Genomic DNA, 15,690 nt, shown 5'->3' on the forward strand with positions numbered 1-15,690 from the left:
TAAAGATGCCCTTTAAAATCCGTTTTCTACTTTTAAAGGACATCGTTATTAATATTTATTTAGAAACTAGTTTCCTGTTTCAAGATAATTTTGGTATATTACTATTAAATCTTCTCCCATATTTCTTAGGACGTCTTTATTCTTACTTATTCTATAATACACTAAATTACCTTCATATATAGCAAATACACGCCTTGCAAGCCTTACTGAATTTTCTTTAGCTATCCCGGAATTTTCAAGAATATATGTAAATAAATCAATTAATTTCTTCAAAGAATCGTGATAGTGACTTGCAATCTCTGGTTCAAAAAAAGCAAGTTCCTGTCCTAAAGTAATTAATGGGCATCCAAAGTAAACTCCACTTTCTACTCCATTAATCATATCATTCACTAGGTTATTTACAAACTCTTCCCATTTCTTATTTTTTGCTGTATCTGAAATCCACTTTCCTAATTTTTTTTGAAAATAAGCATTAACTTCAATAGCTAATTCTTTTTTACTTTCAAAATGAAAATAGAAAGAACCTTTAGGCAGCTTAGTAATTTTTAAAATATCATTTATTCCTGTTGAGTTATATCCATTTCTAAAAAATAATTCTGCTGCACACTCAATTATTCTGTTTTTCGTTTGTTCACCTTTAGTGATTTTACCAGCCATTTTATACTCCATTCTATAAATATCAAACTTTTAACTTAAACTTATGTGGTAACTTACCGAAATTATAAATATTTTTATTCCGAAAAACTATGAAAATATCGCTGAAGGTTCTAAGTTCCAGGTTGCATCCGCATTGGCATGTTCCAACTTTCAGTTTGACAAGCTAATGCGGAACAACCTAGAACTAAGAACCTTTGACAGCTCATTTTCAAATGTTTTCTTCACAAAAATATTTAAAATTTCTAGTGAAGATATCTACTTAAGGTTTAACCAGCATGGATAAACACTACATACATAAGTTTAATTTTAAAGTTGGATGTGTATATAGATATCCAATTTAAGAGTTTGACATATGCATTATTAGAAACCTGATGAAATCAAAAAATTATTAAATGCATAAGTTTAGTTTTTAATTTGGGTATCTATATAAATATATCTATTTAAATTTATAATCCGTTTTAATACTAGACTACTTTGTCTGTTTTGTCAATATTTTAACCATATCTAAATTCATATGGTTAAACAAATTACTTATCAGTATTGGTATCGAAGATAAAAATTTATTAGGTTATAGTTTACATGGATTAGCAATCTTACAAAAATTATAGGATTATTTAGCGTGATCAAGCTCTCCTTTGTTATGAATTTTTAGTCAGATTTATCTATAGTTCCACATTGTAAAGTTTATAGAATAATTGTTATAATACTAAATGAGATAACAGCCTTAAGAAAGAGGTGATTTAATATTGATATTTTCTAATCTTATTATAAATGCTGAAGAACCTATTTATCTTCAAATAGAAAGACATATTAAGCAGGGAATTAAAAATGGCGAATTAAAAAAGGATAGTAAACTTCCTTCAACTAGAGAAGTAAGTAAATTTTTAAATATAAGTAGAAATTCCGTTATTTCTGCGTATGAAGAGCTTGAAAGCATGGGTATTATAGTCACTAAAAGAGGTATAGGAACTTTTATCTCAATAGAGGGTGAAAATGAAAGCTATGAATATAATATAGATTTCACCGAAAGAATTAATGACTATGGAAATACATTAAAAGAATTTGATATTATAAAAAGCGAATTACCTTATAAGAAGGGAATGATATCTTTTAAATCCATTTCACCTGAGAGCCATCTTTTTAATCTTGATGATTTTAAGAGGTCCCTTCTGGACGCTTGGACATTTGAAGAAGCAAATTTATTAAATTACGGTTATGCAAAAGGTTATAAGCCATTAATAGATTACTTTTTTAATTATATGAAAGAAAAACGTGTAAATACTTCAAATAAGGATATTTTAATTACAAATGGTTTTACTGAAGCTTTTGACATACTTATCAGTTCATTAACTACTAAAGGCGATATTATTATATGTGAAGAACCTACTCATAATACCGCTTTGAAAATTATGAAAGCTTATAATCTTCAAATTGTTCAAGTAAAAATGGATAAAGAAGGCTTGGATTTAAAAGATCTTGAAAATGCCTTAAGTAAATATGCTCCTAAATTTGGATATTTAATTCCTTCTTATAATAATCCAACAGGAATTGTAACTAAAACTGAACGAAGAAAAGAGATTTATAAATTATTTAGAAAGTATTCTGTACCTATAATAGAAGATGGTTTTAATGAAGAATTATTATATTCAAGTTCCCCTATTGACCCAATAGCTTCTCTATGTGGAAATGGGAATGGAGTTATTTATATAGGAAGTCTTTCAAAAATTCTATTTCCAGGCCTTAGAATCGGCTGGATCTTAGGTGATGAGAAACTTATAGATGTTTTAGAAAGCGTAAAGCGTGGCCGAAACATTCATTCATCTTTCTTAGATCAAAGTGCTTTTTATTATTATCTTAAAAGTGGTGCCTTCAGCCGATATGTAAAAAATGTTCGAAAATACTATAGAGATAAATATAATCTCGTTATGGAAATGGTTGAGAAATACATACCATATGACTATATAACTGGCGAAGGAGGCCTCCACATCTTCATAAAACTAAAAAGCAATATAAATGCTCGAGCACTCTTAGATCTTTGTTATAAAGATAATGTACTTTTTATGCCTGGTGATATTTTCTATGAATACTCAAAAAACATCTTAGAAAATTGTGAGGAAGATTCTCTACAACATGGAGAAAATAACTTAAGAGGCTCTGATACATTTAGGATTGGTTTTGGAAGAGTAAGTGATGCTGACATAATAAAAGGTATAAAAATAATCGGAAAGAATATCAAACTTCTACAAACACATTAAATACAGACTTAAAAAATTGACTGACCACCTAATGTAGTCAGTCAATTTTCATATCAAAAATAAAATTATATTAGCTCTGCATATGCTTAAAATAATTCTTAATTTCTGTTTCTCTTTACTGTAATTTCTTTAATGCCTGTAATGCAGCTATATTTAATAAGCTCCAAGGTTTATTAAAATGTGGCTGGAAAAAGAAGTCTGTCATAGCGAGTTCTTCTACTGTCATCCTATTCTGAATCACTACTGATAGTGTGTTCATAAACTGTGTTAAATCTAAATTAGAAACTATTTGACCACCCAATATTTTTCTATTATCCCTATCATATATAAGCTTTAACATTGCTTCTTCAAAAGTTGGCATAAACTCTGGTCTGTAATTATCAGTCACAGTAACAGAATCCACATTTAATGATGTAGTATTTTTTGCTACCTCTTCTGTGAGGCCTGTTGATGCTATACATTTTTCATATATCTTAATCCCAGAAGTACCTTGTGTTCCCATGTATCTTAATGTTGGTTTAATTATATTATATGCGATTAAGGTCCCCATTCTAACTGCATTAGTAGCTAAAGGTATATATCTTGTATCATCAGCTGGATTGAACTTAACAACACAGCAATCTCCTGCTGCAAATACATCTTCTCTGCTTGTTTGCATATATTCATCAATCACTATTGCACCATTATCTAATGTTTTAAGCTTTCCTTTTACAAGAACAGTACTTGGTGCAAAACCAATGCATAATATAACTAAATCTGCTTCGTATTCATTATTTTCAGTTACCACATGAGTTACCTTGTTATCTTTCCCTTTGAACAATTTTACTTTCTCACCTAGAACTAAGTTTATTCCTTTTTCTTCAAACTCCTTTTCCGCAATATCTGTAATTTCTTTATCTAGATATTTTGACATTATCCTCTTTTCTGCATCTATTAGAGTTACATTTTTCTCCTGTATTCTAAAAGCTTCTGCAAGTTCAACGCCAATATAACCTGCTCCAATTATCACTACATTCTTTGCATTACTTCGTCTAGATTCTATTTCCTTTGCATGATTATAATTTTTACACAAAAGTATATTTTCCAAATTTCCGCCTTCAAATTTAGGTACTATTGGCCATGATCCTAATGTTAACACCAATTTATCATAATTATCTTCAAAAACTTCATCAGTTTCTAAATTTTTAACTTTAAGTTTTTTATTATCAAAGTCAATGTCCAAAACATCATGTTTCATTTTAGTTACAACTCCCATAGAACTTAAGTTCTCTGGAGAATTATAAAATAACTTTTCAGTTTCTGTAACTATTCCTCCAACACTTAAAGCTATACCACAAGATAAAAACGATATATTATCATTTCTTTCATAAACTACAATTTCACTATCAGGGTGAAGTTCTTTTAAATTAACTATGGCAGCTGTTCCTGCATGAGTACAGCCAATTACGATGACTTTCATATAATACCCTCCTTATAATTCATAAAAATTACTTATTAATAATAATTATCTCTCAATTAAATTATACATCTTTATAATAATAATATAAAGATGTTCTATTAAAAATATTAATAAATTTCAATCATTTATCCATAATAAGAATCTCTTAAAATATTATTTAACAACAAGTATATAAATTACAATTTGAATTTTGTATTATAGAATAATTTAATTTTAAGAAATACCAAAGCACTTTAACAACCATAATTGTTGTACATTTCATTTCTTAATTGTACTATATAGTATTATGTGTTTCTTTCTTAGCTTTAATTACAATTTTCTTTATCCTGTCTTAAATTACACTACTTTATCTTTCTCTATTTTCTTTCTAAAAATAATATCCAATCACAAAAAACTATCTAGTAATTTTTAACCAGATAGTTCTTCAATGATCATATAGATACTTATATTAATTTAAACTTCCTTAATCCATTATATATACCGTGATTTTCAATATTGTCCGTCTTATATTCAGCTATTTCAAGAATTTCCGGACTGCTATTTCCCATTGCTATCCCATATTTTACGTACTTAAGCATATCAATATCATTTAAGCTATCTCCAAATGCATATGTATCTTCAATATCTACTCCTAACTGCTTTATTATTGCCTCTATTCCTTTTACTTTTGAAAATCCTTTTGGAACCAATTCAATAAATTTCGGATTGTGATAAATACAGTCAAAATCCTTTTCCAAAATTTTATATGCTCTTTTAAAATCACTATACTCTTCTATTCTGCATGTAATTTTATTAAAATGATAATCTACGCCTGTTATGGGTTTTATTTTATCTCCAAATCTGCTCTTAAATGCTTTCACTGAAAATTTATCACCTTCAGATTCATCATCATCCATATACAAATAATCCTTTCCTTCCAAAACACAAAAAACATTGTGCTCCTTCAAGATACTTATTACATTATCAGATATTTCTTTTTCCAAATCTATATTATAGACCACATTTCCTTCAAATTCCACATAAGCCCCGCACGCAGCAAGTACTCCATCAAACCCCAAATCAACTAGTTCTTGTGGAATCATGGCTCTTGCCCTTCCCGTTGATATAAAAGCAAGATGCCCATTTTCTTTCAACTCTTTAATAGCTTGTACCGTACTCTCTGGAACCCCTAAACTTTGATTATATAAGGTCCCGTCTATATCAAAAAATACTGCCTTTCTCTTCATCTTTCCCTCCACATTTTTAAAATTAAATACTCCTTACTATTTATAATACAATAACTCTTATAAAAAATGTAATATATGTTGTTTATTTTTAATAGTATAATAATAAGATTATTTTTTAATTAAATATATGAAATTCAATTTTCAATATATAAATTAAACTACTAAGAAAGATAAGGTGGTACTTGAGTGGATATAAAAAATATAATTAATCAGTTAACTTTAGAAGAAAAAGCATCATTATGTTCTTTGAAAAACTTTTGGGAAACTCAAGATATTCCAAGGCTTGGAGTTCCATCAATAACTTTATCACAAGGACCTTATGGACTTGCTAAGCGATTATCTAATTTTTCCGACATTATTCCATCCACTTGTTTTCCTGCATCTTCTGCTTTAGCTTCATCTTGGGATACAGACCTAGCTTATTGCATTGGTAAGGCTATTGCAGAGGAATGCTTAACAGAGGATGTTCAATTGCTTCTTGGACCTGCTATAAATATTCAGCGTGATCCTCTAGATGGTAAAAATTTCGAATATTATTCAGAAGATCCAGTATTAAGTGGTGAATTTGGTGCTGCTTTTATCCAAGGTATTCAAAGTGAAGGCGTAGGTGCTTGTGTAAAATATTATATTGCTGACAATCAAAAATATTACAGGCAAATCATAAATAATATAATTGATGAACAGGCATTAAGAGAAATTTATCTACTTAACTTTAAAATTGCTATCAAAAAAGGAAAACCAGTTGCTGTCATGGCTGCTTCCAATAGCGTAAATGGAATACCTTGTACAGAAAACTCATATTTATTAACTGATGTTCTACGAAATGAATGGAATTTTGATGGACTTATTGCCTCTGACTGGTTTGCAGTAAATTCAATAATAGATGCACTAAATGCAGGTCTAGATTTAGAAACTCCTTATTCTTACGGCCTTCATAATAAAGAAATAGTTGAAGCTGTATTAACTGGTAACTTAGATGTTTCAGTTCTTGATAAAGCAGTCGAAGATATACTAAATGTGATTTTTAAAGTTGCTCCAAATACAAAGGAATACGATACATATGACAAAGTAAAACATAATGACTTGGCACGAGAAGCTGCTGAAGATTCCATGGTTCTTCTAAAAAATAAACATAATCTTCTGCCTTTAAAAAGAGAAAAATTAAAAAACAAGAAAATAGGTATAATTGGTGAATATGCAAAGGAACCATTATATCAAGGTGAAGGCAGCTATCATATTGATCCTACTATGGTTGAAAATGCTTATGATGAAATAACTAAATTAGTTGGTGATTCAATTAAAGTTTATTACGCAAAGGGCTATAATACTTCAGAAGAAAATACAGAGGATGATAATTTTCTTATTAAAGAGGCAAGAAAAGTTGCAAAAGAATCTGATGTTGTTATATTGTTTGTAGGAATTCAAGAACTTAATAATATGAAGGATGCAGATAAGAGAAATGCTAATTTACCTGATAATCAAACAAAATTGATTAAAGAAATCGGTAAACTACAAAAAAATCTTATTTTAGTACTTAGTAATGGTTCTCCTGTTATTATGTCCCAATGGTCTAAATATGCTGATGCTATTTTAGAAACATGGTTTCCTGGCCAAGCAGGCGGTGGTGCCATCGCAGATATTCTATTTGGAGTAGCAACTCCATCTGGAAAGCTTACTTCAACATTTCCAATAAATTTATCAGATAATCCTGCTTATTTAGATTATATAGATTCAGAAAATAACTTGGAATTTAAAGAAGGTATTTTTGTAGGTTATAGATATTATGATAAAAAAGATATAGATGTTGAATATCCTTTTGGATTTGGATTATCTTATACTACCTTTGAGTATAGTGATTTAATATTAAACAAAGACGTAATTAAAGACACTGATACATTAGAAGTAAAGCTTAAAGTCAAAAATGCTGGTAAATGTTTTGGCAAAGAAATCGTTGAACTCTATATAAAAAATCTTATAAGCACTTCTCCAAAACCAGAAAAGGAATTAAAAGCTTTTACTAAAGTAGCTCTTTTCCCTGGAGAAGAAAAAGAAGTAAGCTTTACACTTAACTTAGAAGATTTTTCACATTATGATGTCATCTTACACAACTGGGTTATAGAAAGTGGACCTTATGAGATTTTAATTGGTAAATCTTCTAGAGACATTGTTCTATCTAAAAATATATTTGTTCAATCATCATATGTTTCAAAAATTCTATACACAGAAAATACGCCTGTAGGAGATTTTCTTAATAATTCAAAGTCCAAGCCTATTGTTGACACAGCACTTGCAAATATTGCAAAAGTTGTAATTCCTAACGAGGATGATAGAGATGAATTTTTGGGTTATTTAGATAACATTCCAATAAAGAGATTAATAACCATAAGCAATGGAAGCTTTACAGACGAAATGCTGGCTAATATTTTAAAATCAGTTAATGAAGTTTAATTATATTTATATTTAATTCTATGTATGTATGTTGAAATTGGTTTTCTGCATTTTGCATCTGGATATTTACTTAGTGGATAGACATCCTAACTGTAATTTTATTATTGCAACATATATATAATATTTCAGTACTAAAAAACAAGGAGCATGCTTAAATTATGCTCCTTGCTTTTTAATTTTTATAATAGTTTGTCCCCCATACACCTGCTAAAATCATAATTGAACCTATAAGATGATAAAGGTGAAAATCTTCATGTAAAAATATTACTCCAGCTGCTATAGATACAATAGTCGATATATTTGCAAATACTGATGATCTAGATGCTTCGATTTTTGAAAGTGTATAATTTGCTAAGAAGTAAGCAACTACTGATGATAATATACCAAGATATATTATTGAAATTATAAAGCTTGTATTACCTAACGGTAAAAAATATTCCTGTAATCTTTTATCCATTATATGATGAATAATTGAAATTCCATTGAAAAAAATAGCCCCTAAAAACATCATAAAATATGTTACTTCTATAGCCGTAAAGTCTTTAGATATTTTTCTTGCTATTATATTAAATAATGCTGCTGAAAACACTGCTCCACCGAGTAATAATATTCCTAAAAGAGTACTGCCTCCATTATCTGAATTTTCCATTAAAATTATTAAAACCACACCAGCTACGGATAATATTATACTAATCGTCTGTTTTACTGATGGCATTTCTTTTAATAAATATACTGCTAAAATTGTAACTATAATTGGTATAAGTGCAATCATAAGGCCACTTAAGGATGTAGAAATTCTTTGAAGTCCATAGGTTTCGAATACAAAATAAATTATAGGTTCTATAAATGCTAAAATAATTAGCCATTTCATTGGCTTATTTCTATAATTTACTTTTATTATTTTTAAAGCTATAAGAATCGTCATTGCAATAAAAGCAGTTAAAAATCTAAATGAGAGTAATGTCATTGGATCAGCTGTGCTTAAACCTTGCTTTGAAAACAAAAAACTAAGTCCAAATATAAAATTAGTTATTATAGCTGTGAGATATGGAATTATATGTGATTTATTATTCATGTTAATTTTATTCCCTTCTTCATATGTTTTACTATCATAGATAAGCAACTTACAACTTATATTCATACGTTTACTAACAAAAATAATATAAAATTCGTTAAATGTCTAAATGTATTCGCATTGCAAGTCAAATATAGAATTTAAATATCCATATTTTTATCAAAAAAATGTAAAGGGACACTAGTAATAGCGCCCCTAATATTAAAGTTTGTAGTAACTACCAAATGAAAGTATACTATAAAATCAAATTATGCACAATATTTATATATACATGTTGGAATTAACAATTTACACTGTACAATTAATCCCCTTTATGGTTAATTGGTTACCAATTATTGTTGAAATTCTTTGTAAATTATCATCTATACAATTCAATAACTTACAAAGACTTATTGTACCCATGCACCGTTAGAATTAACGTAATATCCATCAATATATGTGTTATAAGCCATTGTCCCATCATAATAGAAATAATACCAATATCCATCTATATAAGCCCAGCATGCCCTTTTCATAAGCCCCTTATAGCCATCTGAATTTGGATTAAAGTAGAACCACTTTCCATCTACATATTTCCACCCAGTTAGCATGACCGCCTTACCATCAGTTGAGCTTGGTTCAAAATAATACGAATATCCTCCAAGATCTATAAATTCTGTAGCCATTTGACCATTTCCATAAAAATAATACCAGTTATCGCCTTCATTGTACCATCCATATCTATATGATCCATCACTCCATAACCAATACCACTTGTCTTCATCTTTATACCAGCCTTGTCCTTTAAAATTTTGATTTTCACCATCAGAAGATCCTATATTAATTTTTGCACTTGATGTCGGTCCGCATATGTCTTCCCCTATTTTAACGGCCTTGTTTGGAATATCAATACTTTTTCCTCAATATAATAATTTTATTTAACTCTTATGTATATTTCTAAAATTTCTGAGAACTATATATGAATAAGATTTATTTTTACAGGAGGTAAATGTATATGAAGGTTGGAATTCCCAAAGGATTATTGAATTATAAGTATTATAAATTCTTTGAAGAGTTTTTTCATGAGCTTGGAGCTGAAATTATTACTTCACCAGATACAAATAAACAAATACTCGATGAAGGTGTTAAATATTGTGTAAATGATGCATGTTTACCTATTAAAGTATTTCACGGACATGTTGCCTCTATTAAAGATAAGTGCGATTTAATAGTTATACCTAGAATTATGCAGATATGCGAACATGAATTTATTTGTCCTAAATTTTGTGGTCTGCCAGAAATGATTATAAGCAGTATACCAAATATGCCCAAAACTACTATGGCTCCTATTTATGCTACTTCAAAAGAAAATTTGTATAAGTGGGTTAAAGACACAGGAAGAATGATTACTACTAATAAAAATAAAATTAAAAAGGCTTATTTAAAAGCACTAAGTGAACAAAATAAACTTAATCTTGGAATTAAAACACAGGATTGTGAAATAAATATTGCATTGATTGGACACCCTTATAATATTTATGATAATTTCATAAATATGAATTTAGTTAAAAAACTCAAAAAATTAGGCATAGGAGTTATAACAGAAGAATTTATAGATGAAACTTTTATAAATGATAAAGTAAAATACTTATTTAAACGACCTTTTTGGACTTTTGCACGAAACGCCTATGGTGCATCAATATATCTCGCAGAAAATAAAAAAGTCGATGGAATAATATATATATCATCTTTTGCATGCGGTATAGATTCTGTAGTTATAGACCTTATAAAAGAAAAGACAAAAAATTTTCCTTTTTTAATTCTAAAAGTTGATGAACATACAGGTGAATCAGGCTTTGATACACGAATAGAAGCCTTTGTTGACATGTTAGAAAGGAGGCAACTGTATGAAAATTATGGCTCCTCATTTAGGTAATACATATCTTGTGGCCAAAGCTGTCTTTGATAAACTAGGTGTGGATTATATAATTCCAGAATTTAATAGTAAAAGAGCCTTAGAAATAGGTTCTAAGTACTCACCAGAAGATATGTGTCTGCCATTTAAACTCATGATGGGTAATTATATTCAAGGCATCGAAAAAGGGGTAGATACAATAATAATTACTGGAAGCTGCGGTCCATGCAGATACGGTGAATATTGTGAATTACAAATCAGCATATTAAAAAAATTAGGGCATAATTTAAATTTTATAGTTCTAGATAAACCATCAGCAATAGGAATAGATGAGTTTTTAAAAAGGATATCCTTTGTTTCTTCAAATAGTACTAAAACAACAATTCAAAAACTTAATGCTTTGCGTATGGGATATAAGGTTCTAAATCTAACTGATAAGATAGAAGCTAAAGCACATTATCTAGCTGGTTACGAAAAAAACAAGCATGAATGTAAGCATTTATTGAATAAATGTAAGATTGACGCAGTTAATAGTAACACTCCTGAAGAAATGATAAAAATATTAGATTATTATAATAAAAAATTTGATTCTATTGAAATATGCAAAGACAAGAAACCTCTTAAGATAGCAATAATAGGTGAAATATACACTATCATAGAACCATTTTCCAATCTTTATATTGAAGATAAACTTATGGATTATGGGGTTTCAACTAAGAGGAGATTAACCCCAAGCTGGTGGGCAAAAGATTGTTTAATGTCAGTTTTTAACCTTAATTCTTTAGATATAAGAAGAGCCTCTAGGGAATACTTACCTTTATATATTGGAGGACATGGCAGAGAATGCATTGGCGAAGCAGTAATGGCAACTAAAGAAGGTTTCGATGGTGCTATTCAAATATTCCCCATGGGGTGCATGCCTGAAATTGTATGTAAAGCTCTGCTTCCTGCTATATCTAAAGATAAAGATTTTCCTATCTTAACCCTAGTCGTTGATGAAATGACAGGGGAAGGCGGATATATTACAAGAATAGAAGCATTTTTAGACTTATTAGAAAGGAGAAAACAAAATGTATTATCTAGGTGTTGATGTTGGATCAGTGAGTACAGATATTGTTCTTTTAAATAATAATCTTGAAGTTATAGATAAACTATATTTAAGAACAAAAGGCAAACCTATAAATGCCATTCAAGAAGGCTTCAAAATTTTAAAAGAAAAATATTCGGATGAACAAATAAAAGCTGTTGGAACTACAGGCAGCGGAAGGCAGATTTCCTCATTTATAATAGGTGCAGATGCAGTAAAAAATGAGATAACAGCTCATGCGTGTGCAGCTCTTAGCATTGATGAAGATGTAAGAACTATTATAGAGATAGGGGGGCAGGATTCAAAAATTATAATTTTAAGGGAAGGAATACCTATAGATTTTGCTATGAACAATGTGTGCGCCGCGGGAACTGGCTCTTTTCTTGATAGGCAGGCGGAAAGACTTGGTATTCCAATAGAAGAATTCGGAAATTATGCATTAAAATCAACAACATCTTTAAGAATAGCTGGAAGATGCGCGGTTTTTGCTGAATCTGATATGATACATAAGCAACAGCTTGGCTATGATGAAGCTGACATAATAAATGGCTTATGTGAAGCTCTTGTTAGAAATTATCTCAATGATATTGCTAAAGGAAAAGACATATTTCCTAAGATATTCTTTCAAGGCGGTGTAGCTGCAAATAAAGGAATGAAAGCCTCCTTTGAAAAAGCTTTAGGCTGTGAAGTCTATATTCCTGAACATTATAATGTTATGGGTGCTATAGGTGCAGCAATAATTGCAAAAGAAACTGTTCTTAAAACTGGTTCAACAAATTTTAAAGGCTTTGATATAGCAGATTCCAATTTTATTTCTAACAGCTTTGAATGCGATGGCTGTTCTAATAGATGTGAAGTTGTAAGAATAAAAGATGACGAGACTATAATTGGATGTTTTGGAGACAGATGTGGCAAATGGACTAATTCCATTAGCCATAATATTGATAAAGGTGCATAGATATTACATAAGTTGTGATAATGAAAGTACAGCACTATTGTTTGCATGAATACAAACACAAAATATACAATATGAATTCTTTAACGCAACTTATATAGCTTAAATAAAATCAAATGCATTCCTAAAGAAAAATGCATTTGATTTTACACTATTATATAACTCTCATATTATAATTATCTGTATTTATAATAATCCATTACAGAAACTTCTCTAAATCCGAAATATTTATATATATTAAGAGCTCTATCATTTTTTGATTCTACATCCAATTCAATATCTACTATTTCCTTATTATTTATTAATTTTAAGGCTTCCTTTAATGTTTCTTTTCCATATCCTTTTCCTATAAACCATGGCAGAATTCCAAATCCACATATAAAAGCTGAATTCTCTTCATATTCAATTTTAATTTTTCCAATAACTTCACCATTAACCTCTGCCATATATACATTATTAATTGAAACTTCTTGATCTATTGAACTATTTGCTTCGTTATCATTTAAAGAATCTTCAATTTCTTCTTCATCACTAAAAAATATTGAATCCTGTCTTCTGATTTCATTTTTGTCTCTATTCTCAGCTTTTCTTAAATTAACAGAGTTAACATTTCCTAAAGAAACTTTATCAGTTAACTTCATCCTATATTCTGAGAAGTCATAGTTTCCTCCATGATTTTTTATAAATTCACTTCCTAAATCAGACTTACCATCTGTTAATAATAATATCTTCTTAAAATTTCTTTTGCTGCATTCGTCTATTACAAGTTTAAAAAGTTTTTCAAAGATCCCTTTCTTTCTCCATTTAGGATGAGTCATACCATTTATTTCACCTATGCCTCTACCACCAAAACTTGAAATTCCAATATAGGCTGCTAAATTTCCATCTATATAATATAGAAATTCATTTATACTTTTTAATCCAATATCACTTTTATTGTTCTCATCATATAGGCTTAGCTTATAATCCAATTCTAATTTCAAATTAACCCCATTTTCCTGATTACAAAGCTTTTCTAATCTGTTTATCTCATCATATTCTTCCTTATTTATATATTCTTTTAGGCAAATGAATTCATTTAATTTTGTTTCTTGCATTTTAAAATCTCCCCTTTAATTCTTTTTGAGTTTTAGATATATTCTTGAACTTTGCTTTCTCTTTGGCTTGAAGTATTTTGCTTTCTTTTCTTTGTGCAAATTCCGCCTCTTTTTTTATCTTCATATAATTCTCCCATCTTTCCTTAGAAAGCTCGCTATTTTCTAATGCAGTCTTTACTGCACAACCTGGCTCTTTACCGTGAGCACAATCTTTAAATTTACATTTTTTAGCTAATTCTTCAATATCATCAAATGCTGCATCTAGACCTTCACTGACATCCCACATTGCAAGTTCTCTCATTCCAGGAGTATCAATGATCATAGAATTATTTTTAAGTATTATGAGCTGCCTGTGAGTTGTAGTATGTCTTCCTTTGCTATCAGCTTCACGAATACTGTTTACCTTCATAATTTCTTCCCCTAAAAGTGCATTAACTAATGATGACTTTCCGATACCTGATGATCCTAGAAACACACCAGTTTTATATGGGGCTGTATATTCCCATAACTCTTCCAATCCTTCTCCTGTTAAAGAGCTTACTGCAATTATAGGAACAAACGGTGCTATCTTTTCAATTTTTTGTCTTTGTAGACTGCAATCACTGCATAAATCTAACTTTGTCATGATAATTATTGGAGTACCGCCACTTTGCCATGCAGCTGCTAAGTATCTCTCCATTCTCTTAATGTTAAAGTCATTATTAAGTGAAATCATTATGAAGACATAATCAAAATTAGCTGCCACAACTTGTTCAATTTCATTAAAAGAATCCATTCTTGAAAATTTACTTTTTCTCTCAAATACATGATATATAATGTCATTTCCTAATGAATTATGCTTAATTAAAACAAAATCTCCAACTGTAGGATATTCCTTATATAATTTTTCATTATAAAATAATGATCCTTTTAACTTTCCATTACTTTCTCCATACTCTGAAATCAACTTATATTGTTCTCTTTGTACCTCAATTACTCTCGCAGGTATAATATCTACTGCCGATAACTTAAATTTTTTTACCTGCTTTTGAAAAAAATCATCATATCCGTACTTTTCTATATTATTATTCATCTAATTCCTCCATGCTAATTAAGTAACTTTTAAATTTTAATTTTAGTTTTAAAGCTTTCATTATCACATCACTCCTTTCAATAATTAATAAGTTTTATTTCTTACCTTCCTAAAAATGGGTAAAAAAATCCCGCAGACATTAACCTTAAAATGGCTACTACCTGCGGGAATATTAATAAACAGATATACGCTCTGCTTTGCTATTCACCTAGAAATATGATAAATAATTAATAAAATAAGTATATATTACTTATTTTAAATGTTAATCATAATAGTCAATCTTTTATGAAAGGTTAGAATATTCTGCGGAAATGCAACACAAACAAAGGGTATAATTCCCCTTTAAAAAATTACAAAATTACGTTTTCGCCCATATTTAGTTTTATTTTAACATCACCTTTACATTTGCTCTCATATAACATTTCTCCTTTCATAAGATTCATTATCATCTTTTTTATAATAAAT

Annotated in this window: 13 protein-coding genes; 5 read left to right on the forward strand and 8 right to left on the reverse strand. The window is 29.3% G+C overall.

The features are described from left to right. Positions 1 to 66 precede the first annotated feature (66 nt). The gene (locus CDLVIII_RS23165) at positions 67 to 657 is read right to left on the reverse strand and encodes a TetR/AcrR family transcriptional regulator (RefSeq protein WP_009171904.1); all 591 of its coding nucleotides are present in this window, start codon (positions 655 to 657) and stop codon (positions 67 to 69) included. Between the two features lie 746 nt (positions 658 to 1,403). Between CDLVIII_RS23165 and CDLVIII_RS23170 the strand changes: the two genes are divergently transcribed. Then, complete coding sequence (locus CDLVIII_RS23170; RefSeq protein ID WP_009171905.1) at positions 1,404 to 2,912, forward strand: PLP-dependent aminotransferase family protein; 1,509 nt, start codon at positions 1,404 to 1,406, stop codon at positions 2,910 to 2,912. A gap of 115 nt (positions 2,913 to 3,027) precedes the next feature. On the opposite strand, the gene CDLVIII_RS23175 is transcribed toward CDLVIII_RS23170, so the two are convergent. Both CDLVIII_RS23175 and CDLVIII_RS23180 read right to left on the reverse strand, forming a co-directional pair. After that, a complete protein-coding gene (locus CDLVIII_RS23175; protein ID WP_009171906.1) occupies positions 3,028 to 4,371 on the reverse strand; it encodes an FAD-dependent oxidoreductase in 1,344 nt (447 codons plus the stop codon). A gap of 443 nt (positions 4,372 to 4,814) precedes the next feature. Then, positions 4,815 to 5,597 carry a Cof-type HAD-IIB family hydrolase gene (locus tag CDLVIII_RS23180; RefSeq protein WP_009171907.1) on the reverse strand — a complete coding sequence of 261 codons (783 nt, stop codon included), beginning with the start codon at positions 5,595 to 5,597 and terminating at the stop codon, positions 4,815 to 4,817. Positions 5,598 to 5,783: 186 nt separating this feature from the next. Here CDLVIII_RS23180 and CDLVIII_RS23185 point away from each other — a divergent pair, with 186 nt between their 5' ends. Next, on the forward strand, positions 5,784 to 8,045 hold the full coding sequence (locus tag CDLVIII_RS23185; protein ID WP_009171908.1) for a glycoside hydrolase family 3 C-terminal domain-containing protein: 2,262 nt from the start codon (positions 5,784 to 5,786) through the stop codon (positions 8,043 to 8,045). A 172-nt stretch (positions 8,046 to 8,217) separates the two neighbouring features. Here CDLVIII_RS23185 and CDLVIII_RS23190 read toward each other — a convergent pair whose 3' ends face one another. From CDLVIII_RS23190 to CDLVIII_RS32340, 3 genes are all read right to left on the reverse strand, one after another. After that, entirely contained in the window at positions 8,218 to 9,120 is a 903-nt protein-coding gene (locus CDLVIII_RS23190) for a DMT family transporter (protein WP_035301901.1), read from the reverse strand. 389 nt (positions 9,121 to 9,509) lie between these two features. Beyond that, positions 9,510 to 9,785, reverse strand: a complete 276-nt coding sequence (locus tag CDLVIII_RS23195; RefSeq protein ID WP_009171910.1) for a cell wall binding repeat-containing protein — start codon at positions 9,783 to 9,785, stop codon at positions 9,510 to 9,512. After that, positions 9,767 to 9,925 (reverse strand): hypothetical protein, encoded by a 159-nt coding sequence (locus CDLVIII_RS32340; protein WP_009171911.1) that lies wholly within the window; start codon positions 9,923 to 9,925, stop codon positions 9,767 to 9,769. Before CDLVIII_RS32340 ends, CDLVIII_RS23195 begins: the two co-directional genes overlap by 19 nt. A 189-nt stretch (positions 9,926 to 10,114) precedes the next feature. Between CDLVIII_RS32340 and CDLVIII_RS23200 the strand changes: the two genes are divergently transcribed. From CDLVIII_RS23200 to CDLVIII_RS23210, 3 genes are read left to right on the forward strand one after another with little or no spacing between them, the layout of a single operon-like run. Further along, positions 10,115 to 11,035 (forward strand): acyl-CoA dehydratase activase-related protein, encoded by a 921-nt coding sequence (locus CDLVIII_RS23200; RefSeq protein WP_009171912.1) that lies wholly within the window; start codon positions 10,115 to 10,117, stop codon positions 11,033 to 11,035. After that, a complete protein-coding gene (locus CDLVIII_RS23205) occupies positions 11,007 to 12,104 on the forward strand; it encodes a 2-hydroxyglutaryl-CoA dehydratase (protein ID WP_009171913.1) in 1,098 nt (365 codons plus the stop codon). The genes CDLVIII_RS23200 and CDLVIII_RS23205 overlap by 29 nt, the downstream gene beginning before the upstream one ends. Next, a complete protein-coding gene (locus CDLVIII_RS23210; RefSeq protein WP_009171914.1) occupies positions 12,085 to 13,059 on the forward strand; it encodes an acyl-CoA dehydratase activase in 975 nt (324 codons plus the stop codon). Before CDLVIII_RS23205 ends, CDLVIII_RS23210 begins: the two co-directional genes overlap by 20 nt. A 173-nt stretch (positions 13,060 to 13,232) precedes the next feature. On the opposite strand, the gene CDLVIII_RS23215 is transcribed toward CDLVIII_RS23210, so the two are convergent. Together CDLVIII_RS23215 and rsgA are read right to left on the reverse strand one after the other, a co-directional pair. Then, positions 13,233 to 14,153 (reverse strand): GNAT family N-acetyltransferase, encoded by a 921-nt coding sequence (locus tag CDLVIII_RS23215; protein ID WP_009171915.1) that lies wholly within the window; start codon positions 14,151 to 14,153, stop codon positions 13,233 to 13,235. A 1-nt stretch (position 14,154) separates the two neighbouring features. Continuing rightward, positions 14,155 to 15,225, reverse strand: coding sequence for a ribosome small subunit-dependent GTPase A (gene rsgA, locus CDLVIII_RS23220; RefSeq protein WP_009171916.1), 1,071 nt, complete (start codon positions 15,223 to 15,225; stop codon positions 14,155 to 14,157). Between the last annotated feature and the right edge of the window lie 465 nt (positions 15,226 to 15,690).

It is taken from the genome of Clostridium sp. DL-VIII, assembly GCF_000230835.1.
GTDB lineage: Bacteria > Bacillota > Clostridia > Clostridiales > Clostridiaceae > Clostridium.